Below are 17470 nucleotides of genomic sequence, written 5' to 3'. Positions count from 1 at the left end.
CCATCACGCTCATGCTCTGCCCGTGCCCCAACCCGCATAACAACAACGCATTGATTGGCTCAGAAATGGCTCCTGAATCGCTGCTTGCCGCCGTAGACCTTGGTTCCAATAGCTTTCGCCTTGAAATAGGCCGCATCGGCTCGCATCAACGCATCGAGCGTGTGGAATACCTCAAGGAAACCGTGCGCCAGGGCAATGGCCTGAACTCGCGCCAGGAACTCTCCCGCGAAGCCATGGAGCGCGGCTGGGAGTGCCTGGCTCGCTTTGGCGAACGCCTCAGGGGCTTTGATGCCTCGCATGTCCGCGCTGTAGCCACCCAGACCCTGCGCGAGGCACTGAATGCCGACGAATTCGTGACGCGTGGAAGCCAGTTGCTGGGCTTTCCCATCGAAGTCATTGCCGGCGAGGAGGAAGCCCGGCTGATCTATCGCGGCGTGGCCAGTTCGCTGCCGCCCAGCCAGCAAAAACGCCTGGTCATCGACATTGGCGGACGCTCCACCGAAATCATCATCGGCCAGCACAGCCAGCCTCTGCAAGTGGCATCGTTCGCACTGGGCAGCGTCTCCTGGAGCAGCCGCTTCTTCAGCGACGGCGCACTGAACAAGGCCAACTTCCAGGCCGCCGTTGCCGCCGCCAAGCAATGCCTGACCCAGGCCCAGTTCGCCTACCCGGGCACGGCCTGGGACTGCGCCTATGCCTCCTCCGGCACGGCCAACGCCGTGGCGGACGCTCTCACGGCCCAGGGCCTGGACGGGCAGGTGATCACGCCCGCCAAGCTGCGCTACCTCTACGAGCTGCTGCTGGACATCGGTCATGTGGAGCGCCTGCGCATGCCGGGCCTCAAGGAAGATCGCCGCCCGGTGGTCGCTGGCGGCATCAGCGTGATGATGGCCGTGGTCGACCTGCTGGGCATTACCGAGCTGGAAGTCGCACAGGGCGCACTGCGCCAGGGAGCTTTGCACGACCTGCTCGACCATGAGCCCCCTGCCGACAAGGAAGCCGCGGAAGTCGGCGCACTGCAGCTGGACTTCGGCGTGGACGTACCCCATGCCCAGCGCGTTCAGCGCATTGCCACCCAGCTGTGTCAGCAAATCCTGCCCGCAGAAACCGCGCCGCTGAGCACTCAGGCCCTGGCCATTGCCGCGCAACTGCATGAGGTGGGCATGCGCGTGGCCCTGAGCGACTATCACCGCCACGGCGCCTACATTGTCGAGCATTGCGGTCTGGCCACCTGGGAGCCCGAGCTACGCCAGCGCATCTGCCAGCTGGTGCTGGGTCACCAGGGCAAGCTGCGCAAGCTGGAGGACGCCATCGAAGAGCCGCAGCTGGCCCTGCCGCTGATGGCACTGCGCATTGCCGTGCAGTTGAGCCATACCCGCCGCGACCCTGACATGCAGGGCATGCAGATCAAGCGTTCGGGCTCGGAATGCAAGCTCTCCACACCTTCGGGCTGGATGCTGACCTACCCGCAATCCGCCCGCCTGCTCGAGGAGGAAGCCATGGCCTGGAGCAAGACGCCCTGGAGCCTCAAGCTGCAGCTGCGCTGATATCACCTGCCAGGCCGCCGCGGCCTGCAAAAGGTAAAGGGACTGCGAGGCAGTCCCTTTTTTTGCTCTGAAAGCCCTTCAAAAAGATAGCTGCAAGCACCTGTCAAACATTGATTTCAATACTAAAAATATCTGAAAACATTGCATATCAGGCGCAAGGCGCTCCTCTTTTCAGAGTATTCAAACGCTCTTGCCGCCATAGCGCACCATCAGGGCCTGCTGGGCGCCCTTGCCCTCCAGCGGACGCACGGGCTTCTGGTAAACGCCCGAGGCATCCAGCGTCCAGGCATCGCGGTCGTCGCCCAGATAGGCCACCAGGCACTCGTCGATCACACGCTGGCGCAGCTTTTTGTCAAGCACCGGCCAGGCCAGCTCCACGCGGCTGAGCATATTGCGATTCATCCAGTCGGCACTGGACAGCAGCAGCTCTTCTTCCTGGCCCCAGGCAAAGTAGAAGACGCGTGAATGCTCCAGAAAACGGCCGATGATGGAGCGCACGCGGATATTGTCCGTCACGCCCGGGCGCTGCGCCGGCAACATGCATGAGCCGCGCACGATGAGATCGATCTGTGCGCCCTTGCGGCCGGCCTCGACCAGGGCGCGAATCAGGGGCTCGTCGGTCAGCGCATTCATCTTGAGCACCATGCGTGCCTTCTCGCCCCGCGCCGCTGCGGCGGCCACCAGGCCGATCAGCTCCAACATGCGGTTTTGCAGATGGAACGGCGCCATGACCAGCTTTTGCAGCTTGGGCATGGTGTTATGGCTGGACAGGTGGCGAAATACCGCATCCATATCGGCCGTGATCTCGTCATCGCAGGTCAGCTGGCTGATGTCGGTGTAAAGGCGCGCGCTGCGGGCGTTGTAGTTGCCCGTGGACAGATGGGCATAGCGCTTGAGCTGGTTGTTGCGCTTTTCACGGCGCGTGATGAGCAGCATCTTGGCATGGGTCTTGAGGCCGACCACGCCATACACCACCTGCACGCCCAGCGACTCCAGCTTTTCCGCCCAGTTGATATTGGCCTCTTCATCAAAGCGCGCCTTGAGCTCCAGCACGGCCAGCACCTCTTTGCCGCGGCTCACGGCCTCGGCCAGCAGGCTCATGATCTCGGAGTCGGTGCCCGTGCGGTAGATGGTCTGCTTGATGGCCAGCACTTGCGGATCGTTCACGGCCTCGCGCAGCAACTCCAGCACGCCATCGAAGCTCTCGAATGGCTGATGGATGATGATGTCGCTCTTGCGCATCTGCGCCAGGATGGATCGGCCTGGCACGAGCTGCGTGGGCCAGGCCGGCTTCCACTTGGGAAACAGCAGGGCCGGGTCGTCGACCAGATCGATCAGCTGCATCTGGCGCACCAGATTCACCGGCCCCTTGACGCGGAACAGCGCCTCGGCCGGCAGGCCGTATTGCTCCAGCAGCAGGTCAGAGAGCACCACAGAGCAGGACGAGGACACCTCCAGACGCACGGCCTGACCGTAATGGCGATGGTGCAGGCCCTGGCGCAGGGCCATGCGCAGATCCACCACATCGTCCTCGTCCACGGCCAGATCGGAGTGGCGGGTGACACGGAACTGCGAGAACTCCGACACTTCGCGCCCCGGGAACAGCTCGGCCAGATGGGCACGCACCACGCTGGAGATGCTGACAAACAGCTTTTGCTTGCCCGAGATCTTCTCGGGCAGACGGATCAGGCGCGGCAAGGCACGCGGCACCTTGACGATGGCCACTTCATTGGCCCTCCCGAAGGCATCCACGCCATTGAGGCGCACGATGAAATTCAAGGCCTTGTTGGCGACCTGCGGGAAGGGATGCGACGGATCCAGCCCCACCGGCATCAGCAGGGGCTGCACCTCGCGCATGAAGTACTCGCGCACCCATTTGCGCTGCGCCACGCTGCGCTCGCCGTGAGAAACCAGGCGAATCGCATGCTTGTCGAACGCGGGAATGATGGACTGGTTATAGAGCAGGTACTGCTTGGCCACCAGGCCGTGGGCCGTGGTCATCAGTCGCTCGAAGCTGGCGCGCGAGTACGGCCCCTGTTCATCACCGACCTTGGCGGCCGAGACATGAGGTGCACAGCGCACCTCGAACCACTCGTCGAGATTGGAAGACACGATGCACAGATAGCGCAGGCGCTCGAGCAGCGGCACATCCTCGCGCTCGGCCCAGTTCAGCACGCGCTCATTGAAGACCAGAATGCTTTGATCGCGGTCCAGCAGCTCCAGAGTCGGCTCGATCACAGGCGGCATGGCTACCTCGTTCTTGGACGCCGCTCGGCGTCGGCGCGGCGCTTTTGCAGGGGCCGGTGTCGCAGCGTCAGAAACGGCACCGGGCACACCATGGTGCCCGGCCGCCCCGGCTTGCGCAACTGCAGCCGGCTCGCTCGCGCAGTTGTCGACCGCTGTCGTGACGGGAGGCACAAGCGAGATATGCGCCAGACCCAGGGATGCAGGTCCCGCCTCATGCGCCTGACTATCGGTCTGCGAGGTCACTGGGGAAACTGCAGCCGGATCCTGCCCTGAAGATGAAGTGATGGAAGTGGAAAAAAAAGAGTCAGAACCAGATACGGATTGGGACATGTGGCAGCAGCCTGCGAAAGCTTGAAGCGCCCCTGAGGGCATGTCCGCAGTCTGCCCATGGTTTATGACAATTAGATGACCAAAAGATGACTGTCATCGTTGTTCATGACAGCCATCAGGGTTTGCGCAGCTTCAGCTGGCCCTGACCACCTCGGCCAGACGCTCGGCACAGTTGCTGGCCATGTCCGCACTCCTGGCCTCGACCATGACTCGCACCAGGGGCTCGGTACCGCTGGGACGGATCAGCACACGGCCGTCGCTGCCCAGCAGCTTTTCAACCGCTGCCTGCTCACCTGGCAGCTTGGCGTTGCTCTTCCAGTCCTGGCCAGGCTGCAAGCGCACATTGATCATGACCTGGGGGAACAGCTTCACGGACTCCAGCCACTGGGCAATGGTCTTCTTCGAGCGCACGCAGGCTTGCAGCACCTGCAGTGCACTGACCAGGCCGTCACCGGTCGTGTGCTTGTCCAGCGCCAGCAGGTGGCCCGAGCTTTCGCCGCCCAGCTGCCAGCCCTTGGCATTGAGCGCCTCCAGCACATAGCGGTCTCCCACCTTGGCACGGACAAAACCCACGCCCTGCTCCTTGAGCGCCTGCTCCACCGCCATATTGGTCATCAGGGTTCCCGCCACGCCGCTGACTACGTCGCCGCGAGCCAGACGATCGGCCGCCATGAGATAGAGCAGCTCGTCGCCGTTGTAGAGACGGCCTTGCGCATCGACCAGTTGCAGACGGTCGGCATCGCCGTCCAGCGCCACGCCATAGTCGGCATTGTTGGCTCGCACGGCCCTCACCAGCGCTTCGGGATGGGTCGCGCCAACTCCCTCGTTGATGTTCAGGCCGTCCGGGGAGCAGCCGATTTCCACCACATTGGCACCCAGCTCGTGAAAGACCTTGGGAGCAATCTGATAGGCCGCGCCATGGGCCGCATCCACTACGATCTTCAGGCCCCGCAACGACAGGCTGTGATCGAAAGTGCTTTTGCAGAACTCGATATAACGGCCGGCGGCATCGGCCAGACGTCGCGCCTTGCCCAAAGAGGCTGAATCCACCCAGACGGGGTCTTCCTTGAGAGCGGCTTCCACATCCTCTTCCCAGGAATCAGGCAGCTTGGTGCCCTCGGCACTGAAGAACTTGATGCCGTTGTCATAAAACGGGTTGTGGCTGGCGCTGATCACCACCCCCAGGCTGGCGCGCTGGGCACGCGTCAGATAGGCCACGCCCGGTGTCGGCAAGGGGCCAAGCAACATGACATCGACACCGGCAGAGTTGAAGCCCGACTCGAGCGCGCTCTCCAGCATGTAGCCAGAGATGCGGGTGTCCTTGCCGATCAGCACCAGAGGGCGCTCTTGCGTGCGACGCAACACGCGCCCCACGGCATGTGCCAGGCGCAGGGCAAAGTCAGGCGTAATGGGCGACTTGCCCACCGTGCCGCGAATCCCGTCGGTGCCGAAATACTGTCGTGCCATATTCTCGTTGTCCTTTTTAGATTCAATACTCAGTCATCAGGCCTGCAGCGCTTGCGCATCATGCATGGCCTGCCAGACTGCCAGCGCAGCCACCGTATCCTTCACATCGTGGACACGCACAATTTTGGCCCCACGCTCGACCGCCAGCAATGCCGCCGCGACGCTGGGCACCATGCGCTGATCCACAGGCAGGCCGGTCACCTGCCCCAGCGAGCCCTTGCGCGACCAACCCACCAGCAAGGGGAAGTCTAGGCCCAGCAGCTCACGCTGATGTGCAAGCAAGGCAAAATTTTGTACCACGCTCTTGCCGAACCCAATACCGTAATCCCAGGCGATGCGCGAGCGTGCAACGCCTGCATCGAGCAAAGGCTGAGTCACCTGCAGCAGAAAGTCCCGAACTTGAGCCACGGCATCGCCCTGCATATGCTCCAGGTGCATGTCTTGCGGGGTCTTGTGCATATGCATCAGGCACGCGCCACAGCTGGCGTGCCTGCTCACCACCTCGAAGGCACCGGGCTGGCGCAGCGCCCAGATGTCGTTGATGATGTCCGCCCCCAAATCCAGAGACGCGGCCATGACTTCGGGCTTGTAGGTATCGATGGAGATGGGCACGTTGAGCTTGACGGCTTCACGCAGCACGGGCAGAACGCGAGCCAGCTCGTCTTCGAGACTCACAGCGGGCGACCCCGGCCTGGTGGACTCGCCACCTATATCCAGAATATGCGCCCCTTGCTCCAGAAGCAGCTCCGCATGGGCCATGGCCTGGGATACACCGGCATGCCTGCCTCCGTCCGAAAAGGAATCCGGGGTCACATTCACGATGCCCATGACCTGAGGCTTGTCGAGCTGCAAGAGAAAACGCGAGGTTTGCCACTGTTGCGACATAAATCTTCCGATATCTGAGAGTGCAAAAACAAAAGGCCCCTGAGGGACCTTTTGTGTATGAGGCTTGGCGCTCAAGCCGTAGTCGGCGTGGGCTCGGCATTCGATGCGGGATTGCCTCCCGAGGAATTGCCACCATCCGACGAGGGTGGGTTGCGAGGCGTCCAGTCCTTGGGAGGACGAGGCTCCTTGCCTGCCATGATGTCGTTGAGCTGCTCGGCGTCGATCGTCTCCCAGTCCAGCATGGCCTTGGCCATGGCATGCATCTTGTCGCTGTTGTCTTCGATCAGCTTGCGCGCCAGAGCATATTGCTCGTCGATGATGCGACGCACTTCGTCGTCCACCTTCTGCATGGTGGACTCGGACAGATTGGAGCCACGGCTGAAGGTACGGCCCAGGAAAGGTTCGCCTTCCTGCTCGGAATAGACCATGGTGCCCAGGGCATCGCTCATGCCGTAGCGCGTCACCATGTCACGGGCGATCTGGGTCGCGCGCTCGAAGTCGTTGGACGCACCAGTCGTCATCTGGTTCATGAACACTTCTTCGGCGATACGGCCACCAAACAGCATGGCGATCTGGTTGAGCATGTACTCCTTGTCATAGGAGTAGCGGTCCTTCTCGGGCAGGCTCATGGTCACGCCCAGCGCACGGCCGCGCGGGATGATGGTGACCTTGTGCACGGGATCGCACTTGGGCAGCAGCTTGCCGATGAGGGCATGGCCGGCTTCATGGTAGGCCGTGTTGCGGCGCTCTTCCTCGGGCATGACCATGGTCTTGCGCTCGGGGCCCATGATGATCTTGTCCTTGGCCTTCTCGAAGTCCTGCATCTCCACAGTGCGCGCATTGCGGCGTGCCGCCATCAGAGCCGCTTCGTTGCAGAGGTTGGCCAGATCGGCGCCCGACATGCCGGGCGTGCCGCGCGCGATGATGGCGGGGTTCACGTCCTGGCCCACGGGAATCTTGCGCATGTGCACGTTCAGGATCTGCTCGCGGCCGCGGATATCGGGCAGCGTCACATAGACCTGACGGTCGAAACGACCGGGGCGCAGCAAGGCCGCATCCAGAATGTCGGGGCGGTTGGTTGCCGCCACCACGATCACACCGAGGTTGGTCTCGAAACCGTCCATCTCGACCAGCATCTGATTCAGTGTCTGCTCGCGCTCGTCGTTGCCGCCGCCCATGCCGGCACCGCGCTGGCGACCGACGGCGTCGATTTCGTCGATGAAGATGATGCAAGGCGCATTCTTCTTGGCGTTCTCGAACATGTCGCGCACGCGGGCCGCGCCCACGCCGACGAACATTTCAACGAAATCGGAACCCGAGATCGAGAAGAAAGGCACCTTGGCTTCGCCCGCGATGGACTTGGCCAGCAGCGTCTTGCCGGTACCGGGAGGGCCGACCAGCAGCAGACCGCGGGGAATGCGGCCGCCGAGCTTCTGGAACTTGTTGGGGTCCTTGAGGAAGTCCACGACTTCCTTGACTTCTTCCTTGGCCTCATCGGCACCAGCCACGTCGGCAAAGGTGACGGTATTGCTGTTCTCGTCGAGCATGCGCGCCTTGGACTTGCCGAAGCTGAAGGCGCCGCCCTTGCCGCCACCCTGCATCTGGCGCATGAAGTACACCCATACGCCGATCAACAGCAGCATGGGGCCCCAGCTCACGAGCAGCGTCATGAGCAGCGAGCCTTCTTCACGTGGCTTGACGTCGAACTTGACGTTGTTGTTGATCAGGTCGCCCACCAGACCGCGATCGAGGTAGGTGGCCGTAGTGCGGATCTTGCGGTCATCGGTGGTGGTGGCTACGACCTCGGTACCGCCAGCACCTTCCTGAATGGTGGCGCTCTTGATACGGTTGTTGCGCACTTGCTCCAGGAATTCCGAGTAGCCAACATGAGAGGCACCGCCAGCACCTCGGGTGTCAAACTGTTTGAACACCGTAAACAGCACCATGGCGATGACCAGCCAGACGGCGACTTTTGAAAACCACTGATTGTTCAAGCGGGGCTCCAATGGAATATTCAGACGTAAAGGCCCGGAGGGGACTCCAGACCTAGTTGAGGTTCATTTTAGGTGTTTCAAGCGCCAAAGACGCCTATTTCCCCCTATAGCGGCCATAGGCAAGGTACGGCCCAGCAGGCAATCGGCCCTAAGCCTGTGTTTTATCAAGGCTTTGCGCTATCAGTTTCACTGGTTTGCTGCAGCAAGGCATGAGGTCAAATGCCCCTATGCGAGCCGGCAACTCCGTCAAGAGCCCTGCTTGAGACCCATCCCCACCAGGAAAATCTCGGCAGACCGGTCGCGCGATGCCTTGGGCTTGATGGGCTTGACCACCTTGAAGGTCTGCTTGAACAGATCCACCAGCTCGTTATAGCCGCTGCCGTGAAAAAGCTTGACCACCAGCGCGCCCTCGGGCTTCATGTTGTTGATCGCAAAATCGACGGCCATCTCGATGAGCACCGCAACCCGCGCCCCGTCCGTGGCACCATGGCCCGACAGATTGGGCGCCATGTCCGAGACCACCACATCGGCCTTGCCGCCGCCCATGGCCTCTTCCAACTGCGCCAGCACCGCCTCTTCACGAAAGTCGCCCTGGATGTAATGCACGCCCTCGATGGGCTCCATGGGCAGCAGGTCCAGCGAGATGATGCGGCCATTGAGCTCGCCCACGGCCGCACCGCTGGGCGAGAGACGACGGCGCACATACTGGCTCCAGGCGCCGGGCGCGCAACCCAGGTCCACCACGGTGTGGCCGGGCTGAATCAGCTTGAGCGACTCGTCAATTTCCTTGAGCTTGTAGGCCGCGCGCGCACGATAGCCGTCCTTTTGGGCAGCTTTCACATACGGGTCATTGATGTGATCGTGCAGCCAATTCTTATTGACCTTCTTGCTTTTGGTTTTCGTTTTCATGCCTGAATTCTCGCAGCCTTGATAATACGGGTATGCCCCAAATTGAATTAACTCCCGCGCAGCGCCGGGAACACCGCGCCGAAGCCCACCATCTGGACCCCGTCGTCCTCATCGGTGGCGATGGTCTGACCACTGCCGTTCAAAAGGAAGTGGACGCCGCACTCAATGCCCATGGTCTGATCAAGGTCCGCGTTTTCGGCGACGACCGTGCAGCCCGCGAGCAAATCTATCAACAACTCTGCGACGAGCTGAACGCGGCTCCCATCCAGCACATCGGCAAGCTGCTGGTGCTGTGGCGCCCTATTCCCGAAAAGGAAAAGGCCTTTGACGAAGACCGCATGCCCGGTCCTCGCGACGTCAAGGTGCTCAAGTTCGGCCGCGCCGGCCAGAAGCCCGAAGTCAAGCAGCTGCGCGTGCTCGGCAACCAGCGCCTGACCGCCGGCGGCACCATCAAGCGCGCCAAGCCCAAGCAGAAGTCGGTCAAGAAAGGCCGTCAGGACTGATCTGCCGATCCGCCCTGTCTGCCCGCCCCATTGCCTTATTTCCTCGCCGAGACCGCCAACCCATGGTTCAGACCACACAGCAGCAACGCCACATTCTTTGCATGAAATGGGGCACCAAATACGGCCCGGAGTACGTCAACCGACTCTATGCCATGGTGCGCCGCCATCTCAGCGGAGATTTTCGCTTTGTCTGCCTGACCGACAGCACAGAGGGGATTCGCTCCGAAGTGGAGTGCTTTCCCATCCCCGACCTGAACATCCATCTGGCGCCCGGCCAGCGTGACGGCGCCTGGAAGAAGCTCACCACCTTCGAGCGCGACCTGCATGGCCTCAAGGGTCAGGCGCTGTTCCTGGACCTGGACGTGGTGATTGTGGGCAGCCTCGACGAGTTCTTCACGCTGCCCGGCGACTTCCGCATCATTCACGACTACCCGCGTTTCTGGCGCTTTGGCGAACGCATTGTCGGCAACTCCTCGGTCTACCGCTTCGAGCTGGGTGCCCATGCCGATGTGCTGGAGCATTTCCGCGCGCACACCGAAGAGATGCGCGGCAAGTACCGCAACGAGCAGGAGTATCTGTCGCACTTTCTGCACAAGCAGGGCAAGCTGGACTACTGGCCTGCCGCCTGGTGCCCCAGCTTCAAGTACTACTGCATTCCGACCTGGCCCAGCAACTACTGGAAGGAGCCGGTGCCGCCGGCCGATGCGCGCATCGTGATCTTCCACGGCGAAGTGAACCCGCCCGACGCGCTGGAAGGCCGTCGCAACAAGCGCTTTCGCCATATCGAGCCCGCCAGGTGGATCGAGAAGGCCTGGGGCTGAAGGACGGCTGCAGTTGCAGCCTCAAAAACAAAAGGCGTTGACCGCGAGGTTCAACGCCTTTTTTGTGCTCGCCTGACCGATGGATCAGCGATATTTGGCATCGACCAGCGGATGCCCCTTCATGCGCGAGAGGATGGACAGCGGGCTGGCCGCCGGGTTGTATTCGCTGCCTGGCGGCAGGAACAAGGTCTGCTCCAGCATGTACTGCCCCGACATGACGGCATGCACTGCCTGATCGGAGAAACACACCCAGGTGGAACCTGCCGCGAAAGGCACGGTTTCCTGGGGAGCATTTTTCTGATAGTCGGGATCGCCCTTCATGCCGTCATGCAGCTGTAGCATCAAATGGTCGTATTCGCTGCGATAGGACTTGGTCACATGCAGCAGCTCCAGCGCCTTGGCCTGCCAGGCGCTGTAGGGCTTGGCACGCGGCACAAAACGCTTGGCCACATCGGTGAAGGGCTCGCCCACTCGCCAGACCCGGGGCTGGCCATCCGGGTTAACATTGGTGAAGACGCGCAGAATGCGCTCGCCATAGTTGGGCCGCGAAGGAAAGGCATCCACATGCATGCGCTTGTCGTCGGCACGCCAGGACTGCGCCCGCGTCTCCACCTGCGAAGGTCGGTAGCTGGTGGGTGCCATGCGCACCACCGGCATATAGGCGGGAAACAGGCCGGCGATCAGCGCCGTGGCCTGGTCGCGAAAGCGCCTGACCATGCCCGCCACCTGGGCCTGCGTGGCCTCGTCGCCTGCCACACCCTTGATCGAACCATCCACATTGAGGCTGATATTGCGCGTCTTGGGATCGCGCACATCGGGGCGCAGCAGCGCTTTTTCCTGCTCGGTCAGCTGAAAGCTCAGTTGCGGAAAGTACAGCACCTTGCCGGCTTCGACGGCAGCAGTCCATTCATCGCGCCCCTGGACCTGGCTCCAGTCGGTCGCGTCGATTTTTACGATTTGAGATTCCATGGCTTCGGCAGTGTACTCCCCACAGCTGGCGCGGGCTTGCACTGGATCAAGCCGGCTTGCGCGTGCCCGCCACACGCCACAGCACGATGGCGGCGCACAGCCACTGCAGCGCATACATGCCGGTGCCTACGCTGTGCCAGAGCCTGAGGTTCTCGCGCGCCACGATCTTGGGCGACACGCCGTACTGCACCAGCAGCGCCAGCAACATGCCGGCGATAACAAAACCGATAGCTGCTTGCGCCCATTGCTCAATCTTTTCAGCATGTTTTCGCTTTGAAAACACCAGCAGAAGAGCGCAACATGCTATGGAAATCCAGGTCTGCGCGGCGAACAGCTTGGCCGCCATAAAGCCCGCCAGAGCCGGCGTGGGCAGATGGGCAAACAGCATCGGCACGGCCACAAAGCCAATGGAGCACAGACTGCCCCACCATAAAGCGGCCAGGAAAACAGGCAAACGCTCGTACATAGTCACGAATCCTTGAACGCGGCGCAGCGCCCAGGCCAGAAACATCAAGCAAGGGCAGCCCCGCAGCGAAGATGTTGCCCCCTCCGCGAGGCAGAGAGCGGGAAGGCGCGCAGCGCCTCAGGGGGTGCTTACACGTACTTTACGCCAACGATTTCATAGCGACGCTCGCCGCCCGGTGCCTGCACCACGGCGGTGTCGCCCTCTTCCTTGCCGATCAGGGCACGGGCAATGGGGCTGGACACATTGATCAGGCCGTGCTTGAGATCGGCCTCGTCCTCGCCCACGATCTGGTAGGTCACGGGCGAGCCGCTGTCTTCATCTTCCAGGTCCACGGTCGCGCCGAACACCACGCGACCGCCGGCATCCAGCTCGGTCGGGTCGATGACCTGCGCGGCGGACAGCTTGCCCTCGACCTCGAGGATGCGGCCTTCGATGAAGCCCTGCTGCTCCTTCGCGGATTCATATTCGGCGTTTTCGCTCAGGTCACCCTGAGCACGGGCCTCTGCAATGGCTTGAATGACCGCGGGACGATCCACAGTCTTCAGGCGTTGCAGTTCCACTTTGAGCTTTTCTGCTCCGCGCTTGGTGATTGGGATGGTGGCCATGATCGAGTCTCCAAATTCAGCAAACGCCGCGCCAAGCGCGGCACCTCTCGCACAGTCCTGAGTGACAACGTCAAACAGGGGCCTGTGCCCCAAAAGCAAACCGCCGCACGTTGCCGCGCGGCGGTTCAAATACATTACCGCAGATTATGCCGTGTTTGCCGCGGCACAAGTGCGGTAAAAACCCGGCAGCCCTTGCGGGCTGCTTCGGGCGTCAGGCTTTTCAGGCCTTGGTCAGCATGGCATGCAGCTCTTGCACCGAGTGCACGTCCAGATTGCCGCGCATGGCCTTCATGCCTTCCACGGCCGCTTCCGCGCCGAAGATGGTGGTGAAGGTGGTCACACGTGCCAGCAGCGCGCTGGTACGGATCTGGCGCGAGTCGGCGATGGCGTTGCGACGCTCTTCCACGGTGTTGATGACCAGGGCAATTTCGCCGTTCTTGATCATGTCCACGATGTGAGGACGGCCTTCAGTCACCTTGTTGACCGCCTGCACTTCCAGGCCAGCCTCAGCAATCGCTGCAGCTGTACCGCGTGTAGCGCACAGGCTGTAGCCCATGGCAACCAGTTCCTTGGCCACGGCCACGGCACGGGTCTTGTCGTTGTTCTTCACCGACAGGAAGACCTTGCCTTCGGCGGGCAGGTGCACGCCGGCACCCATCTGGCTCTTCACAAAGGCTTCGCCAAAGGTCTTGCCCACGCCCATGACTTCACCGGTGGACTTCATCTCGGGGCCGAGAATGGTGTCCACACCAGGGAACTTCACGAACGGGAACACGGCTTCCTTGACGCTGAAGTAAGGCGGTGTGACTTCCTTGGTGATGCCCTGCTCGGCCAGCGTGTCGCCGGCCATGCAGCGTGCAGCCACCTTGGCCAGTTGCACGCCGGTGGCCTTGGAGACGAAGGGCACGGTGCGCGAGGCACGAGGGTTCACTTCCAGCACGTAGATCACGTCCTGACCGTCCGCTTCCTTGATGGCGAACTGCACATTCATCAGGCCCACCACATGCAGGCCTTCGGCCATGGCTGCGGTCTGGCGCTTGATCTCAGCGACGGTCTCGGCCTTCAGGTAGTAAGGAGGCAATGAGCAGGCGGAATCACCGGAGTGAACGCCGGCTTGCTCGATGTGCTCCATCACGCCGCCGATGTACACGGCACCGGTCTTGTCGCGCACGCAGTCCACGTCGCACTCGATGGCGTTGGACAGGAAGTGGTCCAGCAGCACGGGAGAGTCGTTGGAGACCTTCACGGCTTCGCGCATGTAGCGCTCAAGGTCACGCTGCTCGTGCACGATTTCCATGGCACGGCCGCCCAGCACATAGGAAGGACGCACCACCAGGGGGTAACCCAGGCCGGCAGCCTTTTCCAGGGCTTCGGCTTCGGTACGCGCAGTGGCGTTGGGAGGCTGGCGCAGACCCAGTTCGTTGAGCAGCTTCTGGAAGCGCTCGCGGTCCTCGGCGGCGTCGATCATGTCGGGCGTGGTGCCGATGATCTTCACGCCTTCGCGCTCCAGGCCCAGTGCCAGCTTCAGAGGCGTCTGGCCGCCGTACTGCACGATCACGCCTTCGGGCTGCTCCACGTCCACGATTTCCAGCACGTCTTCCAGCGTCAGAGGCTCGAAGTACAGGCGATCGGAAGTGTCGTAGTCGGTGGACACGGTCTCGGGGTTGCAGTTGACCATGATGGTTTCGTAACCATCTTCGCGCATGGCCATGGCGGCGTGCACGCAGCAATAGTCGAACTCGATGCCCTGGCCGATACGGTTCGGGCCACCGCCCAGCACCATGATCTTCTTCTTGTCCGTGGGAGCGGCTTCGCACTCTTCGTCATACGTGGAGTACATGTATGCGGTGTTGGAAGCGAACTCCGCCGCACAGGTGTCCACACGCTTGAACACGGGACGCACCTTCAGCGCCTTGCGCGCTTCGCGCACGGCCTTGTCGCTGGTGTGCAGCAGCTTGGCCAGGCGGCGGTCAGAGAAGCCCTTTTGCTTGAGGCTGCGCAGGGTCTGCGCATCCAGAGCCGCCAGAGCGCCTTCACCCTTTTCTTCGTACAGTTCGTCCAGCTCGAGTTCGATCTTGACGATCTCTTCGATCTGCACCAGGAACCACTTGTCGATCTTGGTGATGTTGTGCACTTCGTCCAGCGACCAGCCGGCAGCGAAAGCGTCACCCACATACCAGATGCGGTCGGGACCGGGCTCGCCCAGTTCCTTTTCCAGGATTTCGCGGTCCTGAGTCTTTTCGTTCATGCCGTCCACGCCCACTTCCAGACCGCGCAAGGCCTTCTGGAAGGATTCCTGGAAGGTACGGCCGATGGCCATCACTTCGCCCACGGACTTCATCTGCGTGGTCAGGCGGTTGTCGGCAGCAGGGAACTTCTCGAAGGCGAAACGCGGGATCTTGGTGACTACGTAGTCGATCGAGGGCTCGAACGAAGCGGGGGTCTTGCCACCGGTGATTTCGTTCTTGAGCTCATCCAGCGTGAAGCCCACGGCCAGCTTGGCCGCGATCTTGGCGATGGGGAAGCCCGTGGCCTTGGAAGCCAGTGCCGAGGAACGCGAGACGCGGGGGTTCATCTCGATGACGATCATGCGACCGTCCTTGGGATTCACCGAGAACTGCACGTTGGAGCCGCCCGTGTCCACACCGATCTCGCGCAGAACGGCCAGAGATGCATTACGCATGATCTGGTATTCCTTGTCGGTCAGTGTCTGGGCCGGCGCCACGGTGATGGAGTCACCGGTGTGCACACCCATGGGATCCAGGTTTTCGATGGAGCAGACGATGATGCAGTTGTCCGCGGTGTCGCGCACCACCTCCATCTCGTACTCTTTCCAGCCCAGCAGGGATTCTTCGATCAGCAGCTCGTTGGTGGGCGAAGCCTCCAGACCGCGCTTGCAGATGGTTTCGAATTCCTCGGGGTTGTAGGCAATGCCGCCGCCGGTGCCGCCCAGCGTGAAGCTGGGGCGGATGACGGTGGGGAAGCCCATCTGCTTTTGCACAGCCCAGGCTTCGTCCATGGAGTGGGCGATGCCGGAGCGCGCGGAGCCCAGACCGATCTTGGTCATGGCGTCCTTGAACTTCAGACGGTCTTCGGCCTTGTCGATGGCTTCGGGCTTGGCGCCGATCAGCTCGACCTTGTACTTGTCCAGCACGCCGTTCTTCCACAGGTCCAGCGCGCAGTTCAGCGCGGTCTGGCCGCCCATGGTTGGCAGGATGGCATCGGGGCGTTCCTTGGCGATGATCTTCTCGACCGTCTGCCAGGTGATGGGCTCGATGTAGGTGACGTCGGCGGTGGCCGGGTCGGTCATGATCGTGGCAGGGTTGCTGTTGATCAGGATGACCTTGTAACCCTCTTCACGCAGGGCCTTGCAGGCCTGCACGCCGGAGTAGTCGAACTCGCAGGCCTGACCGATCACGATGGGACCGGCGCCAATGATCAGAATGCTTTTTAGGTCGTTGCGCTTAGGCATTTTTGTGTTTCTCCATCAGCGCTGTGAAGCGGTCAAACAGATAGCCGATATCGTTGGGGCCGGGCGATGCTTCGGGGTGACCCTGGAAGCAGAAGGCAGGCACATCGGTGCGCTCCAGACCTTGCAGCGTGCCGTCAAACAGGCTGATGTGCGTGGCGCGGGCATTGGCGGGCAGCGACTCCAGCTCCACCGCAAAGCCGTGGTTCTGGCTGGTGATGCTGACGTGGCCGGTGTCCAGGTCCTTGACGGGGTGGTTGGCACCGTGATGGCTGTTCTGCATCTTGAAGGTCTTGGCACCGGAGGCCAGAGCCATGATCTGGTGGCCCAGGCAGATACCGAACACCGGCATCTTGGCTGCCATGATCTCTTGCACAGCGGCAATGGCGTAGTCGCAAGGCTCTGGGTCGCCAGGGCCGTTGGACAGGAACACGCCGTCGGGGTTCAGGGCCAACACATCCTTGGCTGGAGTCTGGGCGGGCACGACGGTCACGTCGCAGCCGCGCTCGGCCAGCATGCGCAGAATGTTCTTCTTCACGCCGAAGTCATAGGCCACAACCTTGAACTTGGGCGATTCGAGCTTGCCGTAGCCTTCGCCCAGCTTCCACTCGGTCTCGGTCCATGGGTAGGACTTGTCGGTGGACACGACCTTGGCCAGATCCAGACCCTTCATGCTGGGTGCGGCCTTGGCGGCGGCGATGGCCTCGTCGATCCTGGCCTGGGTGACTTCTTCACCAGCGGCCAGACCCACGATTGCGCCGTTCTGCGCGCCTTGGTCACGCAGCAGTCGCGTGAGCTTGCGGGTGTCGATGTTGGCGATGGCGACGGTCTTACCTTCGGTCAGGTACTCGGACAGCGTCTGGGTGCTTCGGAAGTTGCTGGCCAGCAGGGGCAGGTTCTTGATGATGAGACCTGCGGCATGGATCTTGTCAGCTTCGACGTCTTCAGGATTGACACCGTAGTTGCCAATGTGCGGATACGTGAGCGTCACGATCTGCTGGCAATAGCTGGGGTCGGTGAGGATTTCCTGGTAGCCGGTCAGCGAGGTGTTGAAAACGACTTCGCCAACAGTGGTGCCTTGCGCACCAATCGAGTTGCCAATAAAGACCGTGCCGTCTGCGAGCGCCAGAATGGCGGATGGGAAATTTCCCTTGAGAGACAAAAGCACTGGGTTCTCCGGTTTTTTAATTACGGTTACGCCCAACGAAGCCCCGGCGTGTGCGCTGGGACATTTGTGTCTGCAGGGAATGGCGAGGAA

General features: G+C 61.8%; 13 protein-coding genes. 3 read left to right on the top strand and 10 right to left on the bottom strand.

The genetic code is table 11. The features are described from left to right. The first annotated feature begins 65 nt into the window (after window positions 1–65). Window positions 66–1547, top strand: coding sequence for a Ppx/GppA phosphatase family protein (locus FSY45_RS16830; RefSeq protein WP_046462525.1), 1482 nt, complete (start codon window positions 66–68; stop codon window positions 1545–1547). A gap of 180 nt (window positions 1548–1727) precedes the next feature. On the opposite strand, the gene ppk1 is transcribed toward FSY45_RS16830, so the two are convergent. From ppk1 to FSY45_RS16805, 5 genes are all read right to left on the bottom strand, one after another. After that, a complete protein-coding gene (gene ppk1, locus FSY45_RS16825) occupies window positions 1728–3794 on the bottom strand; it encodes a polyphosphate kinase 1 (protein WP_046462536.1) in 2067 nt (688 codons plus the stop codon). 462 nt (window positions 3795–4256) lie between these two features. Then, the gene (glmM, locus tag FSY45_RS16820) at window positions 4257–5591 is read right to left on the bottom strand and encodes a phosphoglucosamine mutase (RefSeq protein WP_003067335.1); all 1335 of its coding nucleotides are present in this window, start codon (window positions 5589–5591) and stop codon (window positions 4257–4259) included. 36 nt (window positions 5592–5627) lie between these two features. Then, window positions 5628–6476 carry a dihydropteroate synthase gene (folP, locus tag FSY45_RS16815; RefSeq protein WP_046462526.1) on the bottom strand — a complete coding sequence of 283 codons (849 nt, stop codon included), beginning with the start codon at window positions 6474–6476 and terminating at the stop codon, window positions 5628–5630. A gap of 71 nt (window positions 6477–6547) precedes the next feature. Next, window positions 6548–8470, bottom strand: coding sequence for an ATP-dependent zinc metalloprotease FtsH (gene ftsH, locus FSY45_RS16810; RefSeq protein ID WP_046462527.1), 1923 nt, complete (start codon window positions 8468–8470; stop codon window positions 6548–6550). A gap of 246 nt (window positions 8471–8716) precedes the next feature. Further along, complete coding sequence (locus FSY45_RS16805) at window positions 8717–9379, bottom strand: RlmE family RNA methyltransferase (protein ID WP_003053442.1); 663 nt, start codon at window positions 9377–9379, stop codon at window positions 8717–8719. Between the two features lie 32 nt (window positions 9380–9411). Here FSY45_RS16805 and FSY45_RS16800 point away from each other — a divergent pair, with 32 nt between their 5' ends. Both FSY45_RS16800 and FSY45_RS16795 read left to right on the top strand, forming a co-directional pair. Then, window positions 9412–9882 carry a YhbY family RNA-binding protein gene (locus tag FSY45_RS16800; protein ID WP_003067342.1) on the top strand — a complete coding sequence of 157 codons (471 nt, stop codon included), beginning with the start codon at window positions 9412–9414 and terminating at the stop codon, window positions 9880–9882. 62 nt (window positions 9883–9944) lie between these two features. Further along, window positions 9945–10703: a glycosyl transferase gene (locus tag FSY45_RS16795; protein WP_012839116.1), complete on the top strand. Its 759-nt coding sequence runs from the start codon at window positions 9945–9947 to the stop codon at window positions 10701–10703. A gap of 84 nt (window positions 10704–10787) precedes the next feature. Here FSY45_RS16795 and FSY45_RS16790 read toward each other — a convergent pair whose 3' ends face one another. The 5 genes from FSY45_RS16790 to carA all read right to left on the bottom strand — a co-directional run bounded on the left by FSY45_RS16790 (window position 10788) and on the right by carA (window position 17380). Continuing rightward, window positions 10788–11672, bottom strand: coding sequence for a Kdo hydroxylase family protein (locus FSY45_RS16790; RefSeq protein WP_003067346.1), 885 nt, complete (start codon window positions 11670–11672; stop codon window positions 10788–10790). 46 nt (window positions 11673–11718) lie between these two features. Next, a complete protein-coding gene (locus tag FSY45_RS16785) occupies window positions 11719–12138 on the bottom strand; it encodes a DUF4149 domain-containing protein (protein WP_046462537.1) in 420 nt (139 codons plus the stop codon). 128 nt (window positions 12139–12266) lie between these two features. Next, on the bottom strand, window positions 12267–12743 hold the full coding sequence (gene greA, locus FSY45_RS16780; protein WP_003067350.1) for a transcription elongation factor GreA: 477 nt from the start codon (window positions 12741–12743) through the stop codon (window positions 12267–12269). A 220-nt stretch (window positions 12744–12963) separates the two neighbouring features. Next, the gene (gene carB, locus FSY45_RS16775) at window positions 12964–16215 is read right to left on the bottom strand and encodes a carbamoyl-phosphate synthase large subunit (RefSeq protein ID WP_046462528.1); all 3252 of its coding nucleotides are present in this window, start codon (window positions 16213–16215) and stop codon (window positions 12964–12966) included. Next, a complete protein-coding gene (gene carA, locus FSY45_RS16770) occupies window positions 16208–17380 on the bottom strand; it encodes a glutamine-hydrolyzing carbamoyl-phosphate synthase small subunit (RefSeq protein ID WP_046462529.1) in 1173 nt (390 codons plus the stop codon). The genes carB and carA overlap by 8 nt, the downstream gene beginning before the upstream one ends. Window positions 17381–17470 lie beyond the last annotated feature (90 nt).

Source organism: Comamonas sp. Z1 (assembly GCF_008121555.1).
In the GTDB taxonomy this organism is placed as follows: Bacteria; Pseudomonadota; Gammaproteobacteria; order Burkholderiales; family Burkholderiaceae_C; genus Comamonas; species Comamonas thiooxydans.
This window is presented reverse-complemented; position numbering and strand designations above follow the sequence as displayed.